Consider the following 13,428-nt stretch of genomic DNA (forward strand, 5'->3'; position numbering starts at 1 on the left):
TGTGGGGGTGGTCGATCACCCCGCGGTCGTTGTCGAGAACCTGTTCGTGAGTTACGGCTCGACACCGGTGCTGGTGGATGTGGGGCTGACCGTCCCCGCCGGCGCCGGCGTCTGCGTGACCGGGGAGAACGGCATCGGCAAGTCCACACTGCTGCGTTGTGTCAGCAGCCTCCAGCCGGCCGATGCGGGCAGCATCCGGGTGTTCGGCGCCGAGCCCGGCGACAGCCCGGAATTCTGGCGGGCCGTCGCCACCACCGTCGAACCGCCCACCTGGTACCTCGGCCTCACCGCCCGCGAGCACGCCGAACTGATCTGCCGCGCGCACGGCCAGGACCCGAACGACGCCGGCATCGACGAGGCCCTGGACCGGCTGGGGCTGGCCGGGCACGCCGACGCCATCCCGTACTCCCTGTCGTCCGGCCAGAAACAGCGGCTCACCCTCGCGCTGGTGCTGCTGCGGCCCAGCTCCCTGCTCATCCTGGACGAGCCGGAACAGCGCCTCGACCCGGACGGCCGGGCGATGGTCGCCGGCATGCTCGCCGACTACCTGTCATCCGGCGGTTCCCTGCTGCTGGCCAGCCACGACGACAAGTTCGCGGTGGCGTCCGGCACCGAGATCGTGACGATGGACGAGCTGTCCGCCGGCGGCGAGCCGTGACCGTCACCACCGACCTGCGTCAGGTCCGCCGCTGGATCCGGCGCACCCAGGCCTCCCACCGGGACCGCGGCGAGACCCTGGGTACCGCGTACACCATCGTCTTCTGCGTCGGCGTCACCGCCGCGATCTTCCACGAACCGCTGGAAGCCGTCTTCACCCCGCTGGTGCCCCGGCTCAGCGGTGTCGGCGCGCTGGCCGCCACGGTCGTCTGCGCGGCGCTGCTCTTCCTGGCACTGCGCCGGCTGGGCCCGGTCTCGGTCAGCCGCCCCGCCTCGTACTTCCTGATGACCGCCCCGGTCAGCCGCCGCCGGCTGCTGGCCCCGGTCCTGCACACCGTCGCCGCCGGCGCCGCCCTGGCCGCCGGCGCGGTCACCTTCGCCGTCCTGGGCCACGCCGTCACCACCGGCTCGGCGGTGCTGGTGGTGACCGGCGCCCTGACCGGCGTCCTGCTGACCCTGGTGGCGTCGGCCGCCCAGGGCAGGCCGCATCTCGCCGCCTTCACCGACACGGTGGCCCGGGTGGGGCTGGCCGCCGGGGTGGCGACGCTGGTCGCCGAGGCCGTCGGCTGGACCCCACCCGCACTGACCGGCACCCCGCCCACCGCCGTGGTGCTGCCGCTGACCGGCGCGCTGGCCGTCCTGGTCACCGCGGCCTACCTGACCGGCCTGCGGAACCTGTCCCGCACCCCCGACGCCGAGATCCTGGAATCCGCGAAGACCGCCGGCACCCTGGCCGACTCGGTGTACGCGATGGAACCGTCGTTCCTGTCCGAGATGCTGGAACACCGCTACTGGTCACACCGCCGCCTCAAGTCCACCCCCCTGGACCGCCGGCTGCCCCCGCTGACCGCCCAGGACCTGCTGCTGGCCCGGCGCCGCACCCCCCGCCTGCTGTGGACGGCCGCCGCCACCGCGCTCCCCCTGCTCCTGGTGGACGCCCCACCGTGGCTGCTGGCGGTCACCCTGCCCTTGGGCGCCACGTTCGCGGCCCGCGCCACCACCGCCACGGTCCGCACCGACGCCACCAACCCGGTCCTGCTCCGCCTGCTGGGCCTGAACTCCCGCCAGGCCATCCGCCAGCGCTTCTGGCTGCCGGCCGCCCTGGCCACCGCGTGGGCCACCATCGCACTGGCCCTGCTGCAGGCGGCCGGCCACCTCCCCGACGGCCAGTGGTGGCTGCTGGGCTTCTCCCTGGGCCCGATCGGCGCGACAGCCGCCCTGCGCGCCGCCCGCTCCGGCATGGTCCGCAACGACCTGATCCCGATCGACACCCCGATGGGCTCCATCCCCACCGGCCCGCTGCTGCACGCGTTCGCCGGCTTCGACCTGCTGATCCTGGCCACCCCCACGATCATCCAGCTGTCCCAGTCCCAGCCGGCCGCCCTGGACATGATCCTGGTCCAGTCCGCGCTGGCCGTGGCCGGCGCCCAGGCCTACCTGACCTTCACCACCGACCCCGACCGCCTGTCCCTGTCCCCCCGCCACTGACGGCCATCCCCGCGCGTTCCCCAGGTCCGTCCGTCACCTCCCCGCCAGGTCCAGATCAACCCCGCGGATGTACGCCCGTCGGCCCCACCGAAATTCGACAGCCCCCGCCTCGTCCCCGCGACGCGGTCCCGCTCAAGACCGCCCGGCGACCGCCGGGCCGCCCCGCCACGAACGGTTACCCCCAAACCCCGCCCCGACTCCAACACCACCGCCGACCAGCACATATCCACGCCCCAGCCCATCGCAGGCCGGGGCATTGCAGGCCAGCCCATCGCGGCCGGGGCATCGTGGGCCGGGCATCGCGGGCCGTGAGCATCGCAGTCCGGAGCATCGCAGTCCGGGGCATCGCGGGCCGGGGCATCGCAGGCCGGGGCATCGCAGGCCAGGGCATCGCAGGCCAGGGCATCGCGGGCCGGGGCATCGCGGGCCGGAGCATCTGGTTGGCCTGTACTGCAGGTCGGCGGGATACGTCGTGGGCCGGATGGCGGTGCCGGTCTCGGCGATCAGATGGTTGCGGTTGGTAGCCATGGCGGCCGGTGCGGTCAAGCTGTCAGCAACGCCGTCCAGGGTCCGCGCGACCCAAGGTTCCCCCAGGCATCCCTCCCAAAAGGAATATTCATCGCATATTGAAGGCCATCACACAGACCTCAAACAAGATCTGGCCATTAACTCGCGCGAGTGTCCGCTTCCTGCCCCCAACTTGGGCGATCTTGGCGGATTTACCACCGTTTTCGGTGGTAAATCCGCCAAGATCGCATCCGAGCGGGTAGCCCGCCGCGAGGGATTGACCGCGAGTGATCAGTCCGACCGAGAAGTCGGTGCTTTTCGGTGGCGAATCCTCCAAGTCTGAGCGGCACTCGCCCACCTCCATGCAGGCAATATCAACAAAACACTCAAAACGACTGCGAGTCAGCGCAACACAGCGGCTGAGGCAGGACCCCGCGCGGCATGGAGTGCGACGCGGCACCGAGTGCGGCGCGGCGCCGCGCCGAGCGAGGTGCGGCGCCAAGTGGTGCCGAGTGCGGCGTGGCGCCGAGCGGTGCCGAGTGCGGCGTGGCGCCAAGCGATGCCGAGTGAGATGCGGCGCCGAGCAATGCCGAATGCGGTGTGGCGCCGAGCGATACCGAATGCGGTGCGGTGCCGAGTTAGGTGCGCAAAGTGGACTATTCGTCGAAACAGCGCCTACCTGCTCTTCCAGCCCGGCAGATCCGACACCGTGACCACAGCTCAGCGACCACCACCAACAGTGACCGGCGGAGCCACCCCAGCCCCCGAAACGGTGACCCTCGCATCAGCCCGGAACCCGCGCTACGACCGGTCCCACCGCAAACATCGCGGGGTAGCCAGTCAACCGTGATTGGCCCGTACAGAATAAAAATCCGAAAGGCGCGAATCAAACGGCGACCAGGAAAGGTTTTGGGGCCGGGGTGCCCACGGAGGGATCAAGCCTGACCGCCCGGAGTGGGCACCCCGGCCCCAAAACCGCCCACCGAGCGAAACCGGTCAAAAAAGCGTAAGCTCGTCTTTCTTCATCCCCCGAAGCTTGTCGTAATCAACGACAAGACAACGAATCCCCCGATCAACAGCCAGCACCCGAGCCTGCGGCTTGATCTCCTGAGCAGCGAAAACCCCTTGAACAGGAGCAAGGAGCGGATCCCGGTTCATGAGTTCGAGGTACCGGGTGAGCTGCTCGACTCCGTCGATCTCGCCGCGGCGCTTCACTTCGACGGCGACCGATTTGCCCTCGGGGTCTTTCAGGAGCAGGTCGACCGGGCCGATGGCGGTCATGTATTCGCGGCGGACCAGTGTGTAGCCCTCGCCGAACGTTTCGGGGTGTTTGGCGAGCAGTTCCTGCAGGTGTGCTTCGACGCCGTCTTTGACCAGGCCGGGGTCGACGCCGAGCTCATAGGAATAGTCCTGAAACACTTCTTCCAGGGTGATCCGCAGTTCTTCGCCGGCTTTGTTGACCACTTTCCAGACGCCCGGCGCTTCCTGCAGTTTGCAGGGCGGGCTCATCCAGTTGAGTGGTTTGTAGGCACGGTCGTCGGCATGGATCGACACCGACCCGTCGGCTTTGACCATCAGGAGCCGCACCGCCGGGGGCAGGTGGGCGGAGAGACGGCCGACATAGTCCACGGAGCACTTCGCGATGACCAGACGCACCGCACGACGGTACCTGAAGTGTGGCGGGTGCCCGGCGGGCGGCACGTGCGCGGCGGTGCCATGCTGGGTTCGTGCTGGAAGTATTGACGGGTACCGGTCTGGCCGCGTCGGCGGGCCTGAACGCCTACATCCCCCTGCTGACGATGGGTTTGCTGGCGCGGTATACGGAGGCGATCGATCTGCCGGCCGGTTCGGCCTGGTTGTCGAACGGCTGGACGTTGACGATTCTGGCGCTGCTGCTGGCGGTCGAGACGGTGGCGGACAAGGTGCCGGTGGTGGATCACGTCAATGACGTGGTGCAGACGTTCGTCCGGCCGACGGCGGGTGGTCTGGCGTTCGGCACCGGGTCGGCGTCGGAGACGGTGACGGTGGCCGATCCGGGTGCGTTCTTCACGTCGAACCAGTGGGTGCCGATCGCCGCGGGTGTGGTGATCGCCCTGGTGGTGCACGGGGTGAAGTCGGCGGCCCGGCCGGTGGTGAACACGACGACGGCCGGGTTCGGGGCGCCGGTGGCGAGTACGGCCGAGGACGTCGGCAGTGTGCTGATGTCGATTCTGGCGATCCTGTTGCCGGTGCTGGTGCTGTTCGGCCTGGCGGTGATGGTGTGGGCGGCCGTCTGGGTGGGGCGGCGGCGGGCCCGGCGCAAGCGTGAGCGGGCGGCGGCTGTCGATACCCGTCACCTGTTTGGTTGACTCTACGAGTGTCCGCGATCGCTGTACCCGCCTTCGCCCTCACGTGGTGGCTCGCCGGTTATCTGATCGGCAGGGATCCACGGCGCGCTTCGCTTCGCTGGCCGGCTGCCGCTCTGGTGTCGTACGCCCTGGGTGTGGCGGCCTGGACGGTGGCGCCCGGGTCGTCGGCGGCGGAGATCCTGTTGTGTCTGCCGGCGTTGTGCTGGGCGGGTGCGGTGGTGGCGTTGCTGCCGTTGACGCCGGTGGAGCGCCGCCCGATTGATCGGGGCGCGCTGGCGCTGGGCGCGCTGTTCCTGTTGATGGTGGTGTTCCTGCCGCAGGTGGGCCGGCTGGTGGTGCTGGCGCCGCTGGTGGGCGCGCTGGTGTTGTTGTGGCGGATGCGCCGTCAGGTGGCGCCGCCGACGTTGCCGGTGGCGTTGACGGTGATGGCGGTGCTCTATACGGCGGGTCTGGCGTTGTTGTTGTTCCCGTCCGGTGGCGCGGTTCCGGCGATCGCCGCGATCGGTGTGGATCTGCTGGCGGTGGGCTATCTGATGGCGGTGGCGCACGCGGCCGAGTCGGGTGAGCGGCTGCGGCCGGATGTCCGCCGGTCGCTGGCGGGTGGGGTGTTGTCGCTGGTGCTGTTGGGGGTTCCGGCTGCGGTGACGATCGCGCTGGCGGGGCACGACGTGGTGACGGTGGTGCAGTTCGTGGTGGTGGCGACCGGTGCGACGGTGGCCGGGCTGGGCAATCATGTGCGCCGGTCGATGGACCGGGTGGCGCTGGCCGAGGATGCCGGGTTGCGGGCGGACCGGGCGGCGTTGTTCCTGAACGCGGACGCGTTGTTGCGGCGGCGGGAGCCGCGGCGGCTGGGCAGTATCGGGGAGCCGGAGTTCCTGCGGTTGACCCGGCGGGCGCTGACTGATTTCGGGGATCTGAACCGGCTGGCCCGGAGTCCGTTGACGGATCTGCCGGTGGTGGGGTTGCGGCTGGTGGGCCGGGAGGATCAGCCGCGGGCCCGGGCGGGGGCGTTGCGGGCGGTGTTGCGGGAGTGTGTGTCGGATCTGCGGCCGGCCGGGCCGTTCGGGACGACCGACGAGTGGCGGAACTACAACGTGCTGCAGTTCTGCTGTGTGCTGGGGTTGAACCCGTATTCGCGCAGGCTTCGTCTCGATGGCTTGAACCGGGAGGCTCGGCTGGCGGTGGACTGGTTCCGGAGGTATGTGCCGGAGGACGTCACGAAGCAGTGGTTGCGGGAGGCCGCGATGGTGGTGGCCGAGCGGTTGTGGACTGAGCTGGAGGGACGGCAGCTCCCGACACGCAGTATTAAAGCCCCATAAAAGGTCGTTTAGTGGCTAATATCCCCGACCATGGACGCCGGGGTAACGCGTGGGTAGCCACCGCAGCGCGCTGGTCGCCACGATCCGGCAGGAACTCGCCGAGGCCCGTGGCACCGCCCGCGCGGTTCTGGCCGCTGCCGAGTCGGCCCGTGGCGAGGCGCAGAACCGTCGACGGCTGGTGCGCGACGCGTACGCCACCTGCCTCAGCCAGCTCGCCGCCGCCCGGGAGAACGCCCGCCGGGACATCCGGCAGCGCTTCCACGGGGAGACCGAACGGCTCACCGGGCACCTGCGCGGGCTGGCCTCGGTCAGCGCCTCCGGGGCGGCCGGGACGTCGTGGCGGCTGTGGGCGCCGAGCGAGCCGGAGCCGGGCCGGGGGCCGGGCCTGCTGCGGATCGGGACCATCGAGTTCGACGAGGCCGAGGCCCTGCCCGCGCTCATCCCGCTGCTCGACCGGGCCCACCTGCACCTGACCGGGCCGCAGAGCACCCTCGACGAGGTGATCACCGGGGTGCTGCTGAGGGCGCTGGGCAGCACCCGGCCGGGCGAGGTGGAGCTGACCGTCTACGACCCGGAGCGGCTGGGCGAGACGCTTGCCGTGTTCGGGCCGCTCGGCACCCGGTTCATCGGGCCGGGCGGGCTCGGGCCGCTGCTCGACGAGCTGGTCGACCGGCTCTGCCGGGAGCCGGCGCCGGAGGGCTGGCAGGTGGTGGTGCTGCTCGCCGACCGGGCCACCGCCGAGGAGATGACCCGGTCGCAGCGGGCGCAGCTGGACCGGATCGTCCGGATCGGGGTGGGCCGCGGGGTGCACCTGCTGGTCCGGGGTCTGGAGCTGGCCGAGCACCCGTCGATCGAGCGGATCACGGTGCGGGACCGGATCGCGTCCTGCGGGTCTCTGGACCGGCTGGAGGTACGCCTGGACCCGGCACCGCCTCCGGAACGGATCGCGGCGTTCGTCCGGGAGGCCGCCGCCCGCCTGCGCCAGGGGCCACCGCCACCCCGGCTCGCCGATCTGGAGCCGGCCCGGCCGTGGGCGGAGTCGGCCCGGTACGGTCTGCTCGCCCCGATCGGCGACAGCACCGACGGCAGCATGGTCGAGCTGCCGCTCGGTGACGACGCCCCGCACGTCCTGATCGGCGGCCCGGCCGGTTCCGGGACCACCAACCTGATCTACACCTGGATCGGCTCTCTGGTCACCCGGTACGGCCCCGACGACCTGGCCCTCTACCTGCTGGACGGCACCGACGGCGAGTCGTTCGCCAGGTACGTCCCGGGCCCGCGTGATCCGAGCTGGCTGCCGCAGGTCCGGCTGGCCGGGATCAACCTGCACCGGGACCGCGAGTTCGGCCTGGCCGTGCTGCGGCACCTGGGTGCGGAGTTGCGGGCCCGCGCGGACGGCGAGGTCCGGCCCCGGATCGTGACGGTGATCGACGAGTTCCCGATGCTGCTCGACGGCCGGGACGCGATCGCCGACGAGGCCGGTGATCTGCTGGAGGAGCTGGCCCGGCACGGGCACACCTACGGGCTGCACCTGGTGCTGGCCACCCGGGAGACCGCCGGGATCCAGGCGCTGACCGGCCGGCCGGCCCTGATCGCCCGGTTCACCGTGCGGATCGCGCTGCCGAAGGCCCGCCGGGTGCTGGCCACCGACAACCTGGCCGCCTCGCTGATCCCCCGCTTCCACGCGGTGGTGAACACCGAGTCGGGGCTGTCCGGGGCGAACCGGATCGTCCGGTTGCCGGATGCCGGGGACCGTACCGCCTGGGGTGCCGTTCAGCGCCGGTTGTGGCGGGCCCGGCCGGGCGGCTGCGCGGAGCCCCGGGTGTTCGACGGCAGCGCGGTGCCCCGGCTGCCGTCGACGTACCGGCCGTCCGGCACGCCGGGCGGGGGCGAGCCGGGGGCGGTCCTGGGCGAGCGGATCGACGTGTCGGCGCGGCCCGCCCGGCTGAGGCTGGAGCCGTCCGCGGGGCGCAATCTGGCGGTGCTCGGGACGCGTACCGAGGAGGCCTGTGACGTGCTGGCGGCGGCCGCCCTGTCGCTTGCCGCGCAGGGGCCGGCGCACTTCAGCATCGTCTGCCTGGAGGCGTCCGCGGAGCGGGCGGCGGCCCGTCTGGTCGCCGAGTTGCCGGCCGCCGACTGGTACGACGCCTCGGACGTGCACTTCGAGCCGGCCAGGTCGGAGGTTCCCCGCTATCTGATCGGTTACGGACTCGACCTGGTCAATCCGCGGCTGCGCCCGGCGTTGCGGGCGCTGCTCACCGGCGGGCCGGAGCGCCGGGTGCACGTGCTCGGCTGGTGGCGGTCGGTCACCCGGCTCCGGGACGATCTGGCCGGGGATCTGCAGCCGATCGGCGCCTGGGTGGCCCTGGACGTGCACGGATCGCAGCTGGCCCCGCTCTATCCCCGGCCCGGCGGGCCGGTGTGGAAGCCGCGCCCGCGCCGGGCCCTGTTCTTCGACCGTTCGGTGCATCACACGCCGGAGGTCATCATCCCGTACGAGGTGAACAGTGACCATGCGTGATCGCCAGCCGCTCGGCCGTGACTACCAGTTGATGGTGAGCGCGCTCGCCGATGTCACCCGCCGGCGCGATGCCGCCCTCGACGACGCCGAGCTGGCCTATCAGGACAGCGCCGCCCGCGCCGCCGGGGAGCTGGCCCGGGCGGAGAGCGACGCGCTGGCCGCCGACCGCTGGGCCGGGGCCGCCGCGGCGCAGGTCCTCGACGTGGACCGGGAGGCGTCCCGGCTCTGGGATCAGTTGCGCCGGGCCCGTGGCCTGCGCGTCCGGGCGCTCGGCGAGGTGCCCGAACCGGCTTCGGTGGAGGCCATGCCGCGGGTCGCCCTGCAACGCCGTCCGGAGCCCGGCGAGGACGTGGTCGCGCCCGGCCGGCAGTCGCCGCGGGTGCTGCTGTCCCGGGCCGCCGACCGGATCGACGTCACGATCCGGCCGGCCGGGCACGGGCTGCTGCCCCGCTGGGCGCTCCTGCTGCTGCCGTTCGCCGGTGCGGCCGGGGCCGCCCTGACCAGTCTGGTAGCGGCCGGTCTGGTCACCTTCGGTGACTCCGCCGAGTGGGGCGGGCCGATCATCCGCGGCCTGGGCTGGCTGACCTTCGCGGTGGCGCCGTCCGCCGGGGTCCCGGTCGCCGCCCATCTCACCCACAGCCGGCTGCGGGCCCGCCTGGAGATCGGCGGGATCGGTCTCACCCTGCTGGGCGGAATGGTCGCGGCGACCCTGCTCTCACTGTCCTTCGCGACGACCCGATAGCGGTACGGGGTTTACCCGGCCTCTCGTGGGAATCCGCGCGAGGCCGGCGGCGGTCACGGCCGGCGAGGCGGCCGCCGGGCTGATGCGGTGAGCGCGGTCAGTACGTGTAGAAGCCCTTGCCGGTCTTACGTCCCAGGTCGCCGGCCTGGACCATGCGCTGGAGCAGCTCCGGCGGGAAGAACTTCTCGTCGGCGGTGTCCCGGTAGATGTTGCCGGCCGCGTTGAGCATCACGTCCAGCCCGGTCAGGTCGACGGTGGCGAGCGGGCCCATGGCGTGGCCGAACCCGAGTTTCATCACGGTGTCCAGGTCGGCCGCCGAGACCACCCCGGACTCGACCAGCTGGATGGCCTCGACCAGGATCGCGGAGAACAGCCGGTTGGAGACGAACCCGGCGACGTCCCGCTTGACCTCGACGCAGGTCTTGCCGACACCCTCCGCGTACTCCCGGGCGGCGGCCAGCGTCTCGTCCGAGGTCTGGTAGCCGCGGACCAGCTCGACCAGTTTCATCATCGGCACCGGCGAGAAGAAGTGGATGCCGACGACCGACTCGGGCCGCTCGGTGACGGTGGCGATCTGGGTGATCGGGATGGCCGAGGTGTTGGTGCCGAGGATCGCGCCGGCCTTGCAGATCTTGTCGAGGGCCTTGAAGACCTCGTGCTTGGCCTCCACCTTCTCGTAGATCGCCTCGACCACCACGTCGGCCTCGGCGGCCGCGTCCAGGTCGGTGGTCGGGGTGATCCGGGCGAGGGTGGCGGCCACGTCCTCCTCGCTGATCCGGCCCTTGGCGGCGAACCGGCTCAGCGAGTCCCGGATCGCGGTCATGCCGCGGTCGAGTGAGGCGTCGTCGACGTCCCGCATGGTGACCTGCCACCCGGCCTGTGCCGAGACCTGGGCGATGCCGGAGCCCATCAAACCGGATCCGATGACCGCGAGACGACCTGTCATGCGCCACTCCTCAATCAGCTGGGCCGCCAGTTTAACGGCGTTACTTAACGCAGGTTCAGCACGTCAGGAGATCGGGGCGAATCATCAGAAAACAGCGCTGCCCGGTGCCAGACTGTGCCCATGGCCACGAGCGACGGCTGGTACCTCATCGGACCACTGATCGCCGTCGGTCTGGTCGGATTCCTCGGCGCCGTCTTCTGGCGGATGGGCCTGCAGCCCGTCTCTCCCGGCTCGTTCGGGTCCCGTGACGACACCGCGCCGGACGGTCTGGCGATCTTCGGCGAGTGGGACGACTACGGCCTGCTCCGCCCGGCGGCCGTCACCGGCGAGCCCGAGGTGGCCGACGAGATCCGGCGGTTCCTCTCCGATGCGGGCATCCGCGCCACCACGGCGACCCGGCACGACGGCCGGATCAGCGTGCTGGTCTTCGCCGAGCAGGTTGAGGAGGCGCGACGCCTGGTGGCGACCCTCTGACGCTGGTCACTTCCGGCGCGATCCGCGCCGGAGACAGCCACACGAGGTGGTCAGAAGTCGAACGTCGGCTCCGGGACGTCGGTGCGCTCCACCTCGACACCCAGCTTGGCCAGGTCGGAGACGAAGTCCGGGTAGCCCCGGTCGATGTGGTGCACCTCGCCCACCTCGGTCACCCCGTCGGCGCAGAGCCCGGCGATCACCAGACCGGCGCCGGCCCGGATGTCGGTGGCGCGCACCGGGGCACCGGAGAGCCGGTCCCGCCCGTTCACCGCGGCGTGGTGGCCGTCGGTGCGGATGTCGGCGCCCAGCCGGACCATCTCGTTCACGAACATGAACCGGCCGTCGAAGATGTTCTCGGTGATCAGCGAGGAGCCCTCGGCCACCGCGGCCAGGCCCAGCGCCATCGGCAGCAGGTCGGTCGCGAACCCGGGATAGGGCAGGGTGACGATGTCGACGCCGCGCGGCCGGTCGGCGATCCGCACCCGGAACTGATTGTCCCCCGGCTCGACCGTCGCGCCCGCGGTCACCAGCTTGTCCAGCGCCACGTCCAGGAACTCCGGCCGCACCCCGTGCACGGTCACGTCGCCACGGGTCATCACCGACGCGTACGCCCACGTGCCGCCGACGATCCGGTCGCCGACGGTGGTGTGGCGCACCGGCTTGAGCGGGCCCTCGACACCCTCGATGACCAGCGTGGAAGTACCGGCGCCGGTGATCCTGGCGCCCATCGCGTTGAGCATCTCGCAGATGTCGACGATCTCCGGCTCCCGGGCCGCGTTGTCGATCTCGGTGACGCCCTTGGCCAGCACCGCGGCCATCAGGATGTTCTCGGTGGCGCCGACGCTCGGGAAGTCCAGCCAGATCTTCGCCCCGCGCAGGCCGCGCGGCGCCGACGCGATCACGAACCCGTGCTCACCGGAGATGTCCGCACCCATCCGGGCCAGGCCGGCGACGTGCATGTCCAGTCCCCGGGAGCCGATCATGTCGCCACCGGGCAGCGCCACCCGGACATAGCCGCGGCGGGCCAGCAGCGGGCCCAGCACGCAGATCGACGCGCGCAGCCGGCGCACCAGGTCGTAGTCGGCCTCGCTGCCCGGCTCGGCGGGCACGTCGATGATCGCCTCGGTGCCGTCCAGCGTGACGTCACAGCCGAGCCGCCGCAGCACCTCCGCCATGATCGCTATGTCGGTGATCCGGGGGACGTTCGACACCACACTGCGGCCCTCGGCCAGCAGCGCGACCGCCATCAGCTTGAGCGCCGAGTTCTTCGCGCCGCCCACCATGACGTCCCCGGCGAGCCGTGCCCCGCCCTTAACCCTGATCACATCCACGCGGGCCATGGTATGGGCCGGAGCCCACCGCCGCCTCGTAGGGTGTCCCCCATGGCTGTGCATCTCACCCGCATCTACACCCGCACCGGCGACGCCGGCGAGACGAGGCTGGTCAACAACGAGGTCGCGCCGAAGACCGCACCCCGGATCGCGGCGTACGCCGACGCCGACGAGTGCAACGCGGCTCTCGGTGTGGCGCTGGCGATGGGCGGACTTCCCGATGACGTACGAGCGGTGCTGTCCACCATCCAGAACGACCTCTTCGACCTCGGGGCCGATCTGGGCAACCCGCTGGCCGAGGATCCGCCGTACCCGCCGCTGCGCGTCACCGAGGAGTACGTGACCCGGCTGGAGAAATGGTGTGACGAGTACAACGAGCGGCTCACCGCGCTGGACAGCTTCATCCTGCCCGGCGGCACCCCCGGCGCGGCGCTGCTGCACGTGGCCCGGACCGTCGCGCGGCGGGCCGAGCGGACCGCCTGGGCGCTCTACGAACGGGAGCCGGACCGGACCAGCGTGCTCCCGCTGAAATACCTGAACCGGCTCTCCGACCTGCTCTTCATCCTGTCCCGGGTGGCGAACCCGGACGGCGACGTGAAGTGGGTCCCCGGCGGAGCCCGGTGACCGGCGGCCTGCATCACGTCGAGCTGTGGGTGCCCGATCTGGCCGGCGCGATCCGGCCGTGGGGCTGGCTCTTCACCGAGCTGGGCTGGACACCGTTCCAGGACTGGCCGGGCGGGCGCTCGTGGCGGCGGGACGGGACCTACGTGGTGCTGGAGCAGTCCCCGGCGCTCTCCGGCCCACGCCACGACCGGCTCGCCCCCGGCCTCAACCACCTGGCCTTCACCGCCGGCCCGCCCGCCGAGGTGGACCGGCTGCACACGGCCGCCCCGGAGCACGGCTGGTCGCCGATGTTCGCCGGCCGCTACCCGCACGCCGGCGGCCCGGAGTCCTACGCGGCCTACCTGGAGGACGCGTGGGGCTACGAGGTGGAGCTGGTGGGCCGCTAGTTGTGATGTTCGGAGAGGTTGTCCAACCGGGTGATCGGTGAGACACCGCCGATGGCGGTGTGGGGTCTGTGATGGTTGTAATCGT

Annotated in this window: 13 protein-coding genes; 9 read left to right on the forward strand and 4 right to left on the reverse strand. The window is 71.4% G+C overall.

All coding sequences use genetic code 11. The features are described 5' to 3' along the window. Window positions 1-7 precede the first annotated feature (7 nt). Together ACQ0O7_RS39700 and ACQ0O7_RS39705 are read left to right on the forward strand one after the other, a co-directional pair. Window positions 8-658 (forward strand): ABC transporter ATP-binding protein, encoded by a 651-nt coding sequence (locus ACQ0O7_RS39700; protein WP_430790619.1) that lies wholly within the window; start codon window positions 8-10, stop codon window positions 656-658. Next, window positions 655-2,145 carry a DUF6297 family protein gene (locus tag ACQ0O7_RS39705; protein WP_430790621.1) on the forward strand — a complete coding sequence of 497 codons (1,491 nt, stop codon included), beginning with the start codon at window positions 655-657 and terminating at the stop codon, window positions 2,143-2,145. The genes ACQ0O7_RS39700 and ACQ0O7_RS39705 overlap by 4 nt, the downstream gene beginning before the upstream one ends. 616 nt (window positions 2,146-2,761) lie before the next feature. Here ACQ0O7_RS39705 and ACQ0O7_RS39710 read toward each other — a convergent pair. Both ACQ0O7_RS39710 and nucS read right to left on the reverse strand, forming a co-directional pair. Continuing rightward, complete coding sequence (locus ACQ0O7_RS39710) at window positions 2,762-3,016, reverse strand: hypothetical protein (RefSeq protein WP_430790623.1); 255 nt, start codon at window positions 3,014-3,016, stop codon at window positions 2,762-2,764. A gap of 632 nt (window positions 3,017-3,648) precedes the next feature. Next, window positions 3,649-4,308 carry an endonuclease NucS gene (nucS, locus tag ACQ0O7_RS39715; RefSeq protein WP_430790625.1) on the reverse strand — a complete coding sequence of 220 codons (660 nt, stop codon included), beginning with the start codon at window positions 4,306-4,308 and terminating at the stop codon, window positions 3,649-3,651. 71 nt (window positions 4,309-4,379) lie between these two features. On the opposite strand from nucS, the gene ACQ0O7_RS39720 reads away from it, so the two are divergent. From ACQ0O7_RS39720 to ACQ0O7_RS39735, 4 genes are read left to right on the forward strand one after another with little or no spacing between them, the layout of a single operon-like run. Further along, window positions 4,380-5,000: a DUF4126 domain-containing protein gene (locus ACQ0O7_RS39720; protein ID WP_430790627.1), complete on the forward strand. Its 621-nt coding sequence runs from the start codon at window positions 4,380-4,382 to the stop codon at window positions 4,998-5,000. A gap of 8 nt (window positions 5,001-5,008) precedes the next feature. Then, the gene (locus ACQ0O7_RS39725; protein WP_430790629.1) at window positions 5,009-6,319 is read left to right on the forward strand and encodes a hypothetical protein; all 1,311 of its coding nucleotides are present in this window, start codon (window positions 5,009-5,011) and stop codon (window positions 6,317-6,319) included. A 49-nt stretch (window positions 6,320-6,368) separates the two neighbouring features. Then, the gene (locus tag ACQ0O7_RS39730) at window positions 6,369-8,840 is read left to right on the forward strand and encodes an FtsK/SpoIIIE domain-containing protein (RefSeq protein ID WP_430790631.1); all 2,472 of its coding nucleotides are present in this window, start codon (window positions 6,369-6,371) and stop codon (window positions 8,838-8,840) included. Continuing rightward, window positions 8,833-9,582, forward strand: coding sequence for a hypothetical protein (locus ACQ0O7_RS39735; RefSeq protein WP_430790633.1), 750 nt, complete (start codon window positions 8,833-8,835; stop codon window positions 9,580-9,582). The genes ACQ0O7_RS39730 and ACQ0O7_RS39735 overlap by 8 nt, the downstream gene beginning before the upstream one ends. A gap of 97 nt (window positions 9,583-9,679) precedes the next feature. On the opposite strand, the gene ACQ0O7_RS39740 is transcribed toward ACQ0O7_RS39735, so the two are convergent. Beyond that, on the reverse strand, window positions 9,680-10,528 hold the full coding sequence (locus ACQ0O7_RS39740; RefSeq protein ID WP_430790635.1) for a 3-hydroxyacyl-CoA dehydrogenase family protein: 849 nt from the start codon (window positions 10,526-10,528) through the stop codon (window positions 9,680-9,682). A 120-nt stretch (window positions 10,529-10,648) separates the two neighbouring features. Here ACQ0O7_RS39740 and ACQ0O7_RS39745 point away from each other — a divergent pair, with 120 nt between their 5' ends. Next, a complete protein-coding gene (locus ACQ0O7_RS39745) occupies window positions 10,649-11,002 on the forward strand; it encodes a hypothetical protein (protein WP_430790637.1) in 354 nt (117 codons plus the stop codon). A 50-nt stretch (window positions 11,003-11,052) separates the two neighbouring features. Here ACQ0O7_RS39745 and murA read toward each other — a convergent pair whose 3' ends face one another. Continuing rightward, window positions 11,053-12,342, reverse strand: a complete 1,290-nt coding sequence (gene murA / locus ACQ0O7_RS39750; protein WP_430790639.1) for a UDP-N-acetylglucosamine 1-carboxyvinyltransferase — start codon at window positions 12,340-12,342, stop codon at window positions 11,053-11,055. A gap of 42 nt (window positions 12,343-12,384) precedes the next feature. Between murA and ACQ0O7_RS39755 the strand changes: the two genes are divergently transcribed. Together ACQ0O7_RS39755 and ACQ0O7_RS39760 are read left to right on the forward strand one after the other, a co-directional pair. Beyond that, window positions 12,385-12,957: a cob(I)yrinic acid a,c-diamide adenosyltransferase gene (locus tag ACQ0O7_RS39755; protein ID WP_430790641.1), complete on the forward strand. Its 573-nt coding sequence runs from the start codon at window positions 12,385-12,387 to the stop codon at window positions 12,955-12,957. Next, window positions 12,954-13,343, forward strand: coding sequence for a VOC family protein (locus tag ACQ0O7_RS39760; RefSeq protein WP_430790643.1), 390 nt, complete (start codon window positions 12,954-12,956; stop codon window positions 13,341-13,343). The genes ACQ0O7_RS39755 and ACQ0O7_RS39760 overlap by 4 nt, the downstream gene beginning before the upstream one ends. Window positions 13,344-13,428 lie beyond the last annotated feature (85 nt).

It is taken from the genome of Actinoplanes sp. G11-F43, from assembly GCF_050589265.1.
Classification (GTDB): domain Bacteria; phylum Actinomycetota; class Actinomycetes; order Mycobacteriales; family Micromonosporaceae; genus Actinoplanes.